Origin of the sequence: Alteromonas sp. BL110 (genome assembly GCF_003443615.1) — a bacterium.
Classification (GTDB): Bacteria; Pseudomonadota; Gammaproteobacteria; order Enterobacterales; family Alteromonadaceae; genus Alteromonas.
Map to the genome: position 1 here is coordinate 3,186,746 of NZ_CP031967.1, position 15,390 is coordinate 3,202,135.

The 15,390-nt window shown below is 43.7% G+C and carries 12 protein-coding genes; 3 read left to right on the forward strand and 9 right to left on the reverse strand.

Translation table 11 applies throughout. The features are described 5' to 3' along the window. Positions 1–250: 250 nt before the first annotated feature. A complete protein-coding gene (locus D1814_RS13705; RefSeq protein ID WP_118493193.1) occupies positions 251–1,846 on the reverse strand; it encodes an isocitrate lyase in 1,596 nt (531 codons plus the stop codon). Between the two features lie 641 nt (positions 1,847–2,487). On the opposite strand from D1814_RS13705, the gene D1814_RS13710 reads away from it, so the two are divergent. From D1814_RS13710 to glsB, 3 genes are all read left to right on the forward strand, one after another. Further along, the gene (locus D1814_RS13710; RefSeq protein WP_118493195.1) at positions 2,488–3,447 is read left to right on the forward strand and encodes a chemotaxis protein CheV; all 960 of its coding nucleotides are present in this window, start codon (positions 2,488–2,490) and stop codon (positions 3,445–3,447) included. Between the two features lie 234 nt (positions 3,448–3,681). After that, positions 3,682–5,160 (forward strand): alkaline phosphatase, encoded by a 1,479-nt coding sequence (locus tag D1814_RS13715; protein WP_118493197.1) that lies wholly within the window; start codon positions 3,682–3,684, stop codon positions 5,158–5,160. A 286-nt stretch (positions 5,161–5,446) separates the two neighbouring features. Further along, entirely contained in the window at positions 5,447–6,355 is a 909-nt protein-coding gene (glsB, locus tag D1814_RS13720) for a glutaminase B (RefSeq protein WP_118495395.1), read from the forward strand. Positions 6,356–6,389: 34 nt separating this feature from the next. Here glsB and D1814_RS13725 read toward each other — a convergent pair whose 3' ends face one another. From D1814_RS13725 to D1814_RS13760, 8 genes are all read right to left on the reverse strand, one after another. Then, the gene (locus D1814_RS13725) at positions 6,390–7,826 is read right to left on the reverse strand and encodes a lipocalin-like domain-containing protein (protein ID WP_118493199.1); all 1,437 of its coding nucleotides are present in this window, start codon (positions 7,824–7,826) and stop codon (positions 6,390–6,392) included. Next, positions 7,823–10,687 carry an ABC transporter permease gene (locus D1814_RS13730; RefSeq protein WP_232368890.1) on the reverse strand — a complete coding sequence of 955 codons (2,865 nt, stop codon included), beginning with the start codon at positions 10,685–10,687 and terminating at the stop codon, positions 7,823–7,825. Before D1814_RS13730 ends, D1814_RS13725 begins: the two co-directional genes overlap by 4 nt. A gap of 141 nt (positions 10,688–10,828) precedes the next feature. Next, on the reverse strand, positions 10,829–11,560 hold the full coding sequence (locus tag D1814_RS13735) for an ABC transporter ATP-binding protein (RefSeq protein WP_118493203.1): 732 nt from the start codon (positions 11,558–11,560) through the stop codon (positions 10,829–10,831). 251 nt (positions 11,561–11,811) lie between these two features. Beyond that, positions 11,812–12,513, reverse strand: a complete 702-nt coding sequence (locus tag D1814_RS13740) for a VC0807 family protein (RefSeq protein ID WP_025255943.1) — start codon at positions 12,511–12,513, stop codon at positions 11,812–11,814. A 46-nt stretch (positions 12,514–12,559) separates the two neighbouring features. Next, positions 12,560–13,099 carry a rhomboid family intramembrane serine protease gene (locus D1814_RS13745; protein ID WP_118493205.1) on the reverse strand — a complete coding sequence of 180 codons (540 nt, stop codon included), beginning with the start codon at positions 13,097–13,099 and terminating at the stop codon, positions 12,560–12,562. A 20-nt stretch (positions 13,100–13,119) separates the two neighbouring features. Next, complete coding sequence (locus D1814_RS13750) at positions 13,120–14,286, reverse strand: glutathionylspermidine synthase family protein (RefSeq protein ID WP_118493207.1); 1,167 nt, start codon at positions 14,284–14,286, stop codon at positions 13,120–13,122. 2 nt (positions 14,287–14,288) lie between these two features. Further along, positions 14,289–14,894 (reverse strand): DUF1190 family protein, encoded by a 606-nt coding sequence (locus tag D1814_RS13755; protein WP_162889860.1) that lies wholly within the window; start codon positions 14,892–14,894, stop codon positions 14,289–14,291. A 73-nt stretch (positions 14,895–14,967) separates the two neighbouring features. Continuing rightward, the gene (locus D1814_RS13760) at positions 14,968–15,384 is read right to left on the reverse strand and encodes a DUF350 domain-containing protein (RefSeq protein WP_118493211.1); all 417 of its coding nucleotides are present in this window, start codon (positions 15,382–15,384) and stop codon (positions 14,968–14,970) included. Positions 15,385–15,390 lie beyond the last annotated feature (6 nt).

Sequence of the window (15,390 nt, forward strand, 5' to 3'; positions counted from 1 at the left end):
ACACCTATTATAAAGCTTTTTTATTTGATTGTCAGATAAGCGTTTAGTCTTAAATCTTTTTTAGTTATACCTGTAACTCATTGAAAATAAGATGTTATATGGTTTACCTATGGGCCTGATAAAAATATAGCTTCTTTTATTATTTGTAAAAGACATAAATAAAATGAATGGCGTGCACAAAAAAGGACACCCGAAGGTGCCCTGTAGGAAAGGTTGGGATGCTTTCCGTTTAACTTATTGCCTATTCGCGTTATACGTCGAACTGATTCATGGTGTTATCTTCACCAGACGCTTTAAGTGCACCTTCGCCAGAGAAGTACTCTTTGTGCGTATCACCTAGATCAGAACCTGCCATCGCTTGGTGCTTAACACACGCTAGACCCTGGCGAATTTCTTGACGCTGAACACCGCGTACATAAGCAAGCATGCCTTCTTCACCGAAGTAACCTTTTGCAAGATTGTCAGTAGACAGCGCCGCAGTGTGGTAAGTCGGTAGCGTGATAAGGTGGTGGAAGATACCCGCTTCACGTGCTGCATCAGCTTGGAAGCTCTTGATCTTCTTATCAGCTTCTGCTGCAAGTTCGCTGTCGTCGTAGTCAGCAGACATAAGTTTCGCGCGGTCATAGCCAGACACGTCTTTACCTGCTTCTATCCACGCGTCAAATACTTGCTGACGGAAGTTAAGCGTCCAGTTGAACGATGGAGAATTGTTATAAACCAGCTTAGCATTTGGTACTTGTTCGCGAATAGCGTTAACCATTTCAGCAATTTGGCCAACGTGAGGCTTTTCAGTCTCAATCCAAAGCAAGTCAGCACCGTGTTTAAGTGACGTTACACAGTCAAGTACTACACGGTCGAAACCGGTGTTGTCTTTAAAGCGGAACAGGCCGTTTGGTAAGCGCTCAGGCTTAACAAGTTTACCACCTTGTTTAAGAACTAGGTCACCTTCAGTTAGGTCGTCTGCGCCTGCAACTTCAGTTGTTTTAAGGAATGCATTGTACTGAGCAGCTAGGTCGCCTTCTGAAGTAGATACAGGGATCTTTTGAGTAAGTCCAGCTCCTAGCGAGTCGGTACGCGCCACAATTACACCTTCATCAACACCTAGCTCAAGGAATGCATAACGTACTGCGTTGATCTTAGCCAGGAAGTCTTCGTGTGGCACGGTTACTTTACCGTCTTGGTGACCACATTGCTTCGCATCAGATACTTGGTTTTCAATTTGAATACAGCATGCACCCGCTTCAATCATTTGCTTTGCAAGTAGGTACGTTGCTTCTTCGTTACCGAAGCCAGCGTCGATGTCAGCGATAATTGGAACTACATGAGTCTCGTAGTTGTCAATTTCTGCTTGGATTGCAGCGACGTCACCGCCATTTTTCTTCGCGTCGTCTAGTTTATGGAAAAGGTCACCCAATTCACGTGCGTCAGCTTGGCGAAGGAAAGTATAAAGCTCTTCGATAAGTGCAGACACTGACGTTTTCTCGTGCATTGATTGGTCTGGAAGAGGACCGAATTCAGAGCGAAGTGCTGCTACCATCCAGCCTGAAAGGTAAAGGTAGCTTTTGTTAGTTGTGCCTTGATGCTTTTTCACAGAAAGCATTTTTTGTTGGCCTACAAAGCCGTGCCAGCAGCCTAAAGACTGTGTGTACTGAGACGAATCTGCGTCATATTCAGCCATGTCTTTGCGCATGATGCTTGCTGTATAGCGAGCAATGTCTAAACCAGTTTTAAAACGGTTTTGAACCTTCATGCGTGCAGCGAATTCTGGGTTGATACCTTCCCAATTTCCATTTTGTGCTGCCTTTAATGTGGCGAAGTTATCAATGTCTTGTTGATATTGCGACATGAGCGTCTCTCCCGACTATAATTAAAATACTTTACGTTGTTTGTGTTTACGCTGTAGGGCGTTCCCGTTGATTCCATTTCATCCTAGTGCTGGAATTGAAATAATAGAAATATATATTTTGCATTGCGGTCATTTATTTCGTGAATGTTTATTGGGTGCATTGAGGCGCTATATTTTCTGTCAAGTTAGGAAAGGCTGATTTGAAGCTTCGATAATGAGAGGAGAACGAACTTAGCCGTCTATGGCTAAAAGGCCTTAAAAAAACGGAGCGCATAATTAACTAGAAGAGGCATATTTGAGGTTGTTTACTATATTTAAGCTACCTTTTGTTAATAGCGGTACCTTTCGAGCATATTTCGGTGAAGCTCAGCGCGCATTAGAGTATTTGAATGAGCGAGCATGGGGAGGCACTAATGCTAGTGAATAAGAGCTCACAAGATGTGTGGTCGTTGCAAAGAATGTCTTGCTGATAACGCATTAATTATGCTGGTTTTTTCAACTGTCTATTAGCTAAAAGGGTAATAGCTTTGTAATAACGGGCAGGGTAACTTTAGCGATACGCCATCGCAGCCTATTGAATCAATATGACGGTATCAAGTTGGCTTTAGATTGTTGATTCTGAAACAAAAAAAGTGGGTGTTATGAATAACAGTGTACTATCGTCGGTTGATCAGAGAACCAAGCTTGTAGGTGAAAACAGACTTGAGCTTTTGATGTTTCAGCTTGGAACACGTCATGTTTTTGCCATGAACGTCTTTAAAATTAAAGAGGTTATCAACGTACCCAAGCTTAACATAATGCCCGGCTCTCATAATAATCTTAAAGGCGTAATGAACTACCGCGGCAGTTCTATTCCAATTATAGACTTGCGTCAGGCAATAAAAATGCGCGGTGCAGCCACTGAAGCGACAGCGAAAAACGTAATTATCACTGAATACAATAGAAGTGTGCAGGGCTTTATTATCGGCGAAGTTAAAAACATCGTAAATACATCTTGGGGGACTATACAGCCGCCCCCTAGCGGGATTGGTAAATCTAACTATCTAACCGCCATAACTCAGGTGAATGTTGAGGGTAAACAAGAGCTGGTTGAGATAATTGATGTCGAAAAAGTGCTAGCGGAAATCATTGATTACGATACTTCCATTTCCGAGGAAGTGTTAGATCAAGGTATCGTCAATCACTTTTTAGGTAAGAAAGTGTTGATTGTTGATGATTCCAGCACGGCAAGAAAACAAATAAAAGACACTTTAGAGCAGCTAGGTATCAGCATTATTGAGCGAAAGAATGGCGCAGAGGCGCTGGCTTTACTTAAACAGTGGGCTGATGAAGGGAAGAACCCTACCGACGAAATCTTGCTTATGTTTACTGATGCAGAGATGCCGGAAATGGACGGTTATCGGCTTACCTCGGAGGTGCGTAACGACCCGCGTATGAGCGACCTGTTCATAGCGCTAAACACCTCATTAAGTGGGAGCTTCAACGATGCTATGGTAGAAAAAGTGGGGTGTAATAGATTTATCTCAAAGTTCCAACCCGATATGCTTGTAGACGTGGCCCAGCAGCGCATGCGTGAATACCTCGCTGCGCAAAACAAATAGACTTTCCTTCCTTAAAAATGCCTAATTTGCATTGGTGAACATGCGGTCACCTCATAGCGAGCTTATTTTATCCAAAAGCTTTGAGCATATTGTCCGCCTGATTTACACTATTACCTCTTATCGCTTTGCTAATACCTTTATGATCACCAAAGAATCATTCGCGATAATATCGATTTTGCAGTAACTGCGGCTAATAACGTCAGCAGGTATCTTTACTTACTCAGGGAAGTTTAAATGATTAAACAATTTGTTCGCACATCATTGCTAAGTTGTGCGTCTATTGCTGTTCTTGCGAGCTGTGGTATCACTGAATCAAAGACAGAGTCAGCAAACGTAAACAGCAGCCAAATTAAAGGTGTGCCGAAAAATATCATTATGGTTGTTGCCGATGGTATGGGGCCTGCCTACACTACCGCCTATCGCAACTATGTAGATGACCCGTCAACACCACAAATAGAGTCGGTTGTGTTTGACGACATTTTGGTGGGCAACGCGTCGACTTATCCTGCTCGCGTATCGGGTTATGTTACGGATTCAGCAGCTGCCGCCACTGCGCTTGCTACCGGTGTGAAGTCATACAACGGTGCAATAGGCGTGGATGTTAATAAGCAGCCGGTAAACTCGGTTATGTACCATGCCAAAAATAAAGGTATGCGTACTGGTTTGGCCGTTACATCTCAAATTGTTCATGCCACACCAGCCTCATACATTGCTCATAATGAAAGCCGCAAGAACTACAATAAAATTGCTGAGGATTTCTTTGACGTGCGCGCAAACGGCGAGTTTGTTGCAGACGTAATGTTAGGCGGTGGTACCTCTTACTTTGAACGGGAAGATAGAGATATTTTGGCGCAGTTTATCGATGCGGGCTACGAATATGCTGACTCATATAATCGCTTGGCTTCAATACCAGCCGGAAGTAATGTGCTAGGTCTTTTCGCTCCCGTAGCGCTGCCTGCGGTACTTGATGATAAGCGCAAAAACCGTCTAGAGTACTTAACTCAACATGCTATCAAGCAATTAGAAAATGACAATGGTTTCTTCCTTTTAGTTGAAGCAAGTCAAGTAGATTGGGCAGGCCACGCTAACGATATCGCCTCTGCTATGGCTGAAATGCATGACCTGGCGTTAACTGTGGAATATCTGCGCGATTACGTAAAAGCTAACCCGGATACACTGGTTGTATTAACTGCTGACCATAGCACCGGCGGTTTAACAATTGGCGCAAATGGCGATTATCGCTGGAGCCCTGAGCATTTAAAATCAATCTCAGCCTCGGTGATGACGATTGCTCTTGATATGGCTAACGAAGAAAACCCTGGCGAATATGTGGCGCAAAAGCTTGGCTTATCGTTAAGTGAAGAAGAGCTAGCCACGCTCAATAGTGTATCGAATCAAGATGATAAAACGCGCTTTATGGCGGTGAAAACTTTCCTAGATTCGAAAACAAATACAGGTTGGACTACAGGCGGTCATACTGGTGTAGATGTTGAAGTATTTGCCTTTGGTGCTGGATATCAGTCGTTTATGGGGCAAATAGATAATACCGATATTGCTAAAACCATTTTCAGTTTTATTGATAAAAAACAGCCTATGAAAATCGATAATGACGCAAATGAAGTATCAAGAAAGATATCTACCAATATTGAACTTACGTCAGACGAAGATGATGATGGCTTATGTGACTTCAAAGAAGACTGGCGCTGTAACTAAACGTTTGAAGTAGATGTACGCACTAATGTTGAGCGTTCCCATAGGCGCTTGCGTTTACGTTAAGATATGATGGCTTAAGGTAACTCTAAAGTTCTAGATTTAAGCATAGACATAGTTTGAGTGAGCAACTTGCTTTCGCTAGGCCTTAGATAGCAAAGTACACTATTGAAGAAAGAAACAAACAATAGAATTTAAAATGAAAGCGCCTTCGTTTTTAACCGGCGCTTTCCTTTTATTAGCAAAAAAATTATCAAAAAAGAGGTCAAACGAAAGAATGGAAAGCGAAATGCTATCGTTACTGCAGGATATTTATGATGAAGTCGAGCCTATGCTTGGCATGGGAAAAGTCGCAGACTATATCCCAGCGTTAGCAACGGTAAATCCTCGTCAGTTTGGCATTTCCATTTGTGATATCAACGGGCACATAACGTCTATTGGTGACGCTAGCGTGCCCTTTTCGATACAAAGTATCTCAAAAGTTTTTAACTTAGTTTTGTCCATCAATCACTATGGTGAAACTATGTGGGAGCGCGTAGGGTGTGAACCATCTGGGCTGCCGTTCAACTCCTTAGTGCAGCTAGAATACGAACACGGTATTCCACGTAACCCTTTTATTAACGCAGGCGCGCTGGTGGTAAGCGATATGGTGCAATCGCGCTTTGCATCGCCTTTTATTGCGATGAGAGATTTTGTAAGACGCTTAAGCTGCAATGGGGAAATTATAGTTAATAAAGAAGTTGCTGATTCGGAATTCGAACACCGTTCTCGTAACGCGGCAATGGCGTATTTAATGAAAGCCTACGGCAATTTTGAAAACGACGTGGAAGATGTGCTTCGCAATTACTTTCATAACTGCGCACTAGAAATGAGTTGTGAAGATTTAGCGCGATCTACAAGCTTTCTTGCTAACGGGGGCTTTTCAACCTGCGCAAATGAGCAGGTTTTAACGCCTTATCAAACTAAGCAAGTGAACGCATTACTTGCAACCAGCGGTATGTATGACGAAGCGGGCAGTTTTGCTTTTAAAGTCGGTTTGCCGGGTAAGAGTGGGGTAGGCGGCGGTATAGTTGCCGTTGTACCTGGCAGGTTTACTATTTGCGTATTTTCACCTGCACTTAACAGTGTGGGGAATTCTCAGCTAGGCGTGGCAGCGCTAACCTCGCTAAGTGAACGCATTAATTGGTCTATCTATTAGGGCCTTTCGCTATACTTCAACGGTCTTCAGCCCGCTAGTAGCCGGTCAATTCCATAAAGCCGTTCCCTGAATGGGAGCCCTCTACTTCAACTCGTCCCTCATAGTAAGGAAATAAACTTTCATTCCACTGTTTTTCTTTAAACGCGCTAACGGAAACATCGATATTTTTTGTCGGTAATTGAATGCGCCAAGATGTAGGGACGGAACGGGCTGCGCTTCTATGTTCGCCTCCTTGTTTGCTTCCTTTTTGAATTAGCTCATAGCCTGTTGGCGTAATAGTTACGTCGGCTTGTTCGACGGTCTCTTTCATTCCGTTTTTAGTTATGAAGCTGGCCGTTGTGAATATTTCAGCGTTTTGGCTTTCGCTCTCTGCTTTACTGTCAGTATGCGAATGCATTCTAAACGCCATAAGTTTGCTTCCATCGCTTAAATGCAGCGAAAACCAGTCCCACCCTAACGCCTCACTGTTGGCCAAGTGGCTCGTCCATTCATGATCAAACCAGCCTTTACCATCAACCTTTATGTTATTGCCTTCTATGTTTATCGTTCCCTTTGCATTAATGAATGGCTGACTGTAATAGTAAGAGCGAAGCTTTTCGTCTTGTGCCTTTTTGCTATAACCATTATTGCCTTGTTTTATAAATGGACCCGTGGAGTCTAAGCTAAGGGCTACCTTAACGGCGTTATTTCTTCGCGCTACTTCATTGTTTAATTGTGTATCAGCAGGTGAAGCTCTATCAACAGCATCGTTTTGGGAGCCATCCTTTCTAGGTAACTCGCCTTCAGAAGGTTTGGAGGTTACATTAGACGGCTGATTTGTATCGCGAGTATGTCGTTGACCAAAAGCAAACGTTAACATAGAAGGAAACATGGCTTGGCTATCTACCTGAGCTTCGGTCTCTGCCTTTCGCCGTGTGGCTTTCCAAACCCAATCGTCAATCACCGTAGTAAAGGGTTGCGGTTTTACGTAAGCGTTACCTACGCCGCCACTTGCAAATCGCTCTTCAAAATAGTGATGATTTAAAGTGTGTAGTGAGGCGTGCCCCATCCATTGCTGAACGTTAGCCCAATTTCGCACGACTGGTCGAGCAGTGCTCTTATCCGGAGCCTTATCAGTATTAAATCGAAAAAGCGTATACTGCAAACCGAATTCCTGACCGTTTTCGCCACTTAATACAAAGGTTAGGTACCACCATTCTAATTGGAAGTCGGGATGGCTTTTATGATCTTCAGGTAGCTCAACATACGTGTTTCTTTCTACTGAAGTAAATGTGTCGCTCGATTGCATGTCACCAAAGAAACCACGAGCTGTAGTAGTTTTTGAAGAGTTCGTGCTCTTATTTTGCTCATCTGTATTCGAACTGTCATTACAAGCAGACAACAATGAGCAAATGAATATAAGCAGTAAACAGTTAAAATTGCTTAAAGCCCAAGGTTTATAGTGGCTATTGCGATTTAATTTATACGTCATAACTGCACTTCCTGTCTTAAATCAATTTTGGGTTTGAGTTTCCCTAAAGGTAGTAAAAGCACCAGTGAAACGATGAGCAGAGAAAGTCCCACACTAGACAGAATGACGTTTACTTCAATTGAAAGAAGATACACCCAGTTGAAGGCGTATCGATTGACTAAATTTATAAAGACGTAAGCCAAGTAGATGCCAAAGGGAATGGCGAGCAGTGCTGAAACAAAGCAAAGTAGCAGATACTGAATAAATAGTGATGCCTTAACTTTAAGCTGGCTAACTCCCAGTGCTCTTAGTACGGACAGTTGCGCAGAGCTGCCTATGGTTAAAACGGTAAGAGACACCGCGAAGGCAATACCTGCAACGAGCAACGTTGTAATATTCAGGCCATCGGTCAATACAAAGGTGTGATCGAACGTGTTCATAGAGATATTTAAGAGCGCCTGCCTGCTATACAGGGTTATGTCGGCTTCATCTCCAAGGTGAGATTTTAGCTGTTGTTCGAGGGTTTCTTTTGTGAAGGTAACTTCGCTACTCGCCGTGCGCCCTTGGTAGCCGTCTGGCTTAGGGTATATAGCCAGTACGCCGGAAAATAGGTTATTTCTCACTGTAATGTTGTTTTGGTTGAACAAAGGGAGTGGCGCTAATATCTGCCCATTAAGGTTGCCATAGTCAGGGTATATGCCAAGTACTTTCCATTCAGGTTGTGTAGAAAAAATACCTGTATTTGAAGGCTGGTTTGTCGAGTGGTTGACAGAGCTGGCTTTTGCCCCCTCGGTTTGGTCGGTTGCTGCATTTGTTGATTGAGCAACGTTCGAACTACTTCCATTTATCCCTTTTCGAAACCTTATATTAGCTATATTTAGCGTGTCACCTAATTCAGCATTAAGCGCGAAGGCTAATTGCTGATTAATAAATACTCCTTTCCCTTCCGTAAACGCAGGCCAAGCTGCACTAAGGTCGTTGTTTATTACGCTATCGAGGGCAAGACTCTCTTTACCATTTTGATGAACAGGGTAACTACTAATAGAAACGGAAGTAGGGGTGTGGACTATAACTTCACTTATTTTTTCTGTGCCGTTTAAACTTAATGCATCACCGTCAGCTTTTAGTAATGGCGTTACGGCCAGTGGTGGTAGTGAATTGGCTGATAGGGATTCTACATTCTTGAGTGGTGCGTCTGTGTAGAGGTAGAAAGGCGCGTAAAGTCTTTGTTCTAACCATTGCTCCGTTGCGCTTCTAAAGCTATCGGTCATGGTATTCATTCCGATATTTGCTGTTAACGCGATAAAAAATGCACAAACTGCAAGGCGTGTTTTTCTCGACAGTAAATGCATATTAGCAATCACGTAATGAAATACTGGCCATTGTCTTGGCACAAACGCAGTGAGTAGCTTGGCTACAATAGGTAGCCACAGAAGCACAAGTCCGCAACTGGTGAGTAATAACAATGCAACGTAAAATAAAGCAGATGTCGTAGAGGAGACAAAGGTTTCAACAATAAATAGCAGAATCAAGGTTGCTAATGATACAAAGCCCACAACCCATGTAATCATCGTTTTTTCTTTTTCAGCAGGGCGTACCGTCAGCGCATTTGAAAGGTTAATTATAGAAGCTAAAGAGAAAACGACTAACGATAAAAAGGTCGTAGTTAACGCAAACCCGAAAATAAAAATCAGGTTTACGTTAGGATTAACAAATACGGCGTTAAACAAAGACGAAAAGGTGCCGCTTATTACTGGTGATAACCTTGAGGCGGCTTGAAAACCTATGAAGATGCCAATTGGTATACTTATCACGCAGTAAACCATCAGTTCAGTAAAGAGTGCGCCGCTTAATACACGCTTAGATACACCAAGTTGTCGAAGCCGAATCACGTTGGGTAACCGAGTGCGGTACATCAAGTTTAGGGCGTTCAGCACTATAAAAAGTGAAACTACGCCCATAAGCGCGCTCATTGCCCACAGGTTTAATCTAAAGCTATCAGGTAATGAACCGGTGTCATTGCCACTGTCGTTAGTTGATTGTTTAACAGGTATTCCAAGTAATGTTTCTATTGTTTCAAGGTCTTGTTCTGAAAGAGGCGTAAGAGCAGCGAAGCCAGTAAGCGGCACGAAAATTTTATGTTGTTTTGTAATGTTGTTAGTGCCGAGCTTTGTATCACCTTCACTGTAAGAAGGGCTTATTTCGCCTCTGTAAAAATCATCTATAGAGACCAATATCGTATCTTGCGGCGCTAGTCTATTCACATAAGTATTAACCGATGCAGGCCAATAGGGAGAAGGGGCTAATGTGCTACCGTCTTCACTTAGCGTGTTATGACAAGTTAGCTTGGCATTTGTAACAGGGTGAAGCAGCCCGTTTACGGAAAAGCTGTCCGAAAAATTAGTACGCAATATCCGCGAATTAGAAGGCTGCTTACTTTCTCCCATTCCTAAAGAAAGAGACGAAAGCGAAAGTTCTTTATCACTTGCTCGAAACGTACTTCCCAAAAGAGGCTGAGAATCAACGCCAAGTAATTTAAGGGTAATTGGTGTTGCTTCCTTGTCACTGCACGAAAGGGTAATGCTGCGTTCAGATATAGCTATAAGCTGGGTAAAGCCATGTCGGCGAAGGGCGGCATAGTGCTCCTTTGTAAAGCCTTTATGTATAAAACGTTTTTGTGGTATTTGTTTGTGTGCAGAGCGCTCATGTGCAGCGCCGCCGGTGCGACGTTCTCTGTTAACTTGAGTTCCGCTGTTGACAGGGGTGATGATACTGTCGGCAAAAAGACCTTGCTTTGACTGCAGTAATTCGCCCTGTGTTGCCCCTTCGTTTATTAGCAAAACAGTAACAAGCCCGGCATTGGCCAAAACTATTGCGACCATAATGAGTAATGGTTCCCACGGTCTATGCTTTGCCATAGCAAGAAAGCTAGCAAGGCTTAGTAATAAAGTACGAAACAAAGCGCTTTCTCGCTATCGTTGGGAGTAATTTTAAGAATACCTATATCGCTAAACATCACCGCCTTAAAGCTCGTTTGCCGAGAACTGCGGTGAAACAGGGGCGTTTGTCATGCTTTCAGGTTTTACATCTTCTAATACGCCTTTGTGAAGTCGCAAAACAGAATCTGCTTTTATGGCCACGTCTTGACTATGGGTCACTACAACAAGGGAAGTGTTGGCTTCTCTACAGGTTTTAAATAGTAAGTCAGATACGGTTTCGCTGGTGGTCTCGTCTAAATTGCCGGTGGGTTCGTCGGCTAAAATAAGCGAGGGTCGATGCACGAGCGCTCGGGCTATGGCACAGCGCTGCTGTTCGCCTCCTGATAATTGGCTCAGTGGCTTTTGCGCTAAGGGTAATATTTCAAGCTGCTTCATTAGCGCTAATTGATAGCCTTTATCAAAATTACCTTTTAGCCTTGCAGTAAAAGCAATGTTGTCCCATACGTTAAAGCAATCGAACAGGTTAAAGCTTTGAAATACAATACCTAAATGTTGTTTGCGAAATTTATCAATGTCTCTGGCCTGAGTGCTACTGCCATGGTAGCCAGCCCTAGCAATTGCTAACCCATTTACCGTAATGTCGCCGCTATCTGGACTCTCAAACCCAGCGATGAGCGATAGCAAAGTAGATTTACCACACCCAGAAGCCCCCTGTATGCTTACCGATTCGCCTGGGGCTACAGTCAGATTAAGATTGTTTATGAGCGGCGCTCCCGCCTTTGAAAATGATTTTTTTAACTCTTTTATTGTCAGCATAGGTCGGCTTTTTGACTTGAACCGTTTTAATGGAGCTGGTTATTTTTATTATTGAAAGTATACGTAAGACCTACGCTTTTTGGTTAAAAGCAATGAGGAAATTCCTTGGGCTAATATTTTATAGGCGTGTTAGGTGTTTTGCGTGTCTGCAAGGAGGGGAGTATATCTTAATTCTGCCATGCTAGAGGAAGCTGCAGGGCAAGGTACTTCGAATCTAAAAAGAGGCGTTAAGCCCCTTCTCGATTGTTTTTTTACTGGTTAATGAAGTTATCGAGTTCTTCGCCAGTAATTTTTTTAATTTGTGCAAATAAATACCAAAGCGCGGCAATAAGCAAAATCATGCTTGGGATAACAATGACCGGGTAGCTAAGCGCTGTCATTCGACCCAACTCTTCAGTGTACGCAGTAGTACCGGGCTCACTAACCAATATCATTTTTGCCAAAATATAATTAAGCGCCGAAGAGAGAAAAAAGGAGCTCGCGACAATATAAGAGCTTACCGCTACCTTCTTTTTAAATTCTGGCTGCTTTCCTTTGGCATCTAAGACCTGATTGAGGTGGGGCCAGTTAATGATCTGGTCGTTCAAAATAAGCATTTTCACCAAAGGCTTGTTAGTGTATTGGGTCACTAACACCGCTATACCGATAATGCCCGGTATGGCCGCTTCTTTTATCGCAATGTACTCTGCTGGCAGTTTAAGTAAGCTAAACCCGCCGGTAAGCAACACGCTGATAATCCCGAGAATAGAAAAGCCGTTTACCTTTCCTGATTCTTTTAGGTCCCATAGACCGTAACCAATAGGGAAGCTGAGTGCAGCTACGATACTCCATGCTGGCCCTAGGTAATCTTCTGAACTTGCATAGCTCATCAACACCACAGGAATAACAATGTTAAACGCGAGGTTGCCGAAAAAGCCTTGATTCTTTTGAGTAGGTTCTTGTACTGCTGACATATCTTTTAATAACGTCTTATCTTAAGGCTAATTATACGGAAAGTAATTAGCGTGCCCAGTGCCATGCGGCAAATAAGCCACCAATAAAGCCAAATAAATGATATTCAAAGGAAATAAATTTCGACGTGGGAAGTACGCCAACTAACATTCCGCCGTACAGTGCAGCTACTACCAGTGATATGAGCAAATACCGCACTTTATTACTTCTAAAGCCAGCCAGTACGAGAAAACCGAAGTAGCCATATACCATACCGCTTGCGCCAATATGCGTAGCGGTTCTGCCAAACAGCCATACGCCTATACCACCTATAAGGAGTGCACTAAGCGTTGCGATGAGAAACGTACGTTTTCCCCATTGCATAGTAAGCCACATGAACAGCAAAAGAGGCACTAAGTTTGCCATCAAGTGTGTCGGCGTGCCATGAAGGAAAGGGGCTGTAAATATATAGGGCAAAGTAGATAGGGTACGAGGCACTACACCAAACTGATTAAGCGCATTGCCAGTGAGTAAGTTGGCCACCTCTATTACAATTAATAGTGCACCTAACGTTAGCAGTACGCGAATTTGAAATGAAAGCGGCTTCATAAAAAGGCCCCTTAGATAGATTACAAAATAATATGGGGAAGGTAGCGAGAAAGATCTTGGGTGATGGCAGAGGCATCTTCTCTAACCGAAATACCCGCTGGCATGTCATCTACTAACCAACTACCTATAAGTGTATGATTACCCTCAAAAACAGGCAATGGTTCAAAAGCTTGAACAATAAAACCCTCTTCACCATAAGGTCCGTCACTTAAAACGTTCTCAACACCACCTTCGATAATCGATACGTTGGCTCCCTCTCTAGAAAAAAGCGGCTTCTTAATCCACTTTCCGGACAAACGATTTGCATTTGTTTCGTCTGAAAAATAAGCGGGAAGTAGGTTAGGGTGACCTTTAAATTTTTTCCAAAGCTGGGGAAGCAGCGCTTTATTTGAAATAATCGATTTCCACGCGGGCTCTAACCAATTTACTTTGGCGTCTTCTAATACGTCGCCAAACTCTTCGCGCAGCATAAATTCCCAAGGGTAAAGCTTAAAGCAATCAGTAATAGGGGCATCTTTAAGGTCAGTAAAAACACCGGTGTCTGCCAATCCAATATCTTCGATAAACACAAAGTCAGCCATAAGCCCAGCTTCTTTGGCGCAGTCTTGAAGGTATTGCACGGTTCCGCGGTCTTCAACAGTATCTTTGCAGCACGCCATATGCAGTTGGTTTATATTGTAGTGCAAGGCAATTTCACGAAAGCGATGAACTAACTTTTCTTGCAAGCTGTTAAACTGGTCGGCATGCAGAGCAAGTTTGCCTGCATCGACATTTTGAGAAAGCCACAGCCATTGCCAAAAACCGGATTCATACAGGCTGGTGGGCGTATCTGCATTGTTTTCAAGGAGCTTTGCCGGCCCTTTGCCGCTGTATACAAGGTCAAGGCGAGAGTACAGACTTGGGTCTCTTTCGTTCCAGCTATTACGTACTAAATCCCAATGCTGCTCGGGGATACAAAAGCGAGTAAGTAATTCCTCACTATTAACCACATCTTCGGTCACCGCCAAGCACATTTGATGTAACTCGGCAGTGGGGTCTTCAATGTCGTTTTCAATTTGTGCGAGTGTGAATTGGTAGTAGGCACTTTCATCCCAGTACGGTTCGCCGTACATGGTATGAAAATGGAAACCAAACTCATTGGCCAACTGCTGCCAGCCCTTGCGAGGCTGGCAAGGCATTCTAAACATTCTTATCCGCCCCAGCCGCCTTTACGGCTGCTGCTACCCCAAGAGGATTTGGCGCGCACACTACTGCCAAAGCCGCCCCGTTTCATGGTGCGGTTAACCGTCGGTTTTGGTTTGTAAACGCTTTTATTTACGCGGTATTTTCTTTTTCGAATATCGCCATCGAACACATAGCCGTCTGCGGTGACCCAGCGTGAACGAAACGGTGAATTGTAAGAGTAAGAAGTATAAAGAGGTTGCGAGTAGTAGCGGTTTGGGGATAGCAAAGAGCTCACCATATAGCCTGCCATGAAAGGCATAAAAAAGCTGCCGCTGCTGTTGTTTACGTATTGGCACTGATTTGGGCCAAACTCGTGCTCACAGTCGTATTCAGAATTAAAGCGTGGACTGGTGCGCATAGCTTCATCCACCGCCGTTTGATAGGCAGCTTCACAGCGCTCTACCGCATCTGGGAAGTCTTGTTTACAATCTTCTAGCGACGTGTAAATAGTGGCATCTTCTTTTTCACCGCCACAACCACTAAGAATGACGCTAGCCACGCCTAACGCTAAAGGCTTAACATTAAAACCTTTACGCATACGGTTTAGGTTTATGTGCTTAGTGCGCTTCATAACAGGTCGCTCACTTTGCTGGTTATCAACACTTTGACGTTCTAGGTTACTTTTATCAGTCATTGCTGCCCCCTTAATAGGTCATGCAAGCGGCGTTTAGTAAGCCTACGGCAATGGACATACTGGCAAGCATAACACCTGCAGAGACTTCGTTATTATTAATACGCTCCGCGATTTTGGGCATAAAGCTGAAACGCAATATGGCAAACGCCAAAGACTGTGCAACAACCGCAACGAGCGCCCAAATAGCAAAATCGACTACAGCAACAGAGTTTGAGGCCGCGCTGCCAAGGGCGATAGCAAAACCGATAATAGCGCCACCAAAGCCAATGGCGGCAGCGACGTTCTTCTCTTCTTTCACCAGCTTCCATTCATCGTGAGGTGTAACCAAGGCGTACACCAGCTTGAAGATAAACAAAAAGACAATCGACAAACCGAAGTACAGCGCAAAATTATCCAGGCCAGCCAAAGAGTGCATGATGGTATCCATAGTTAT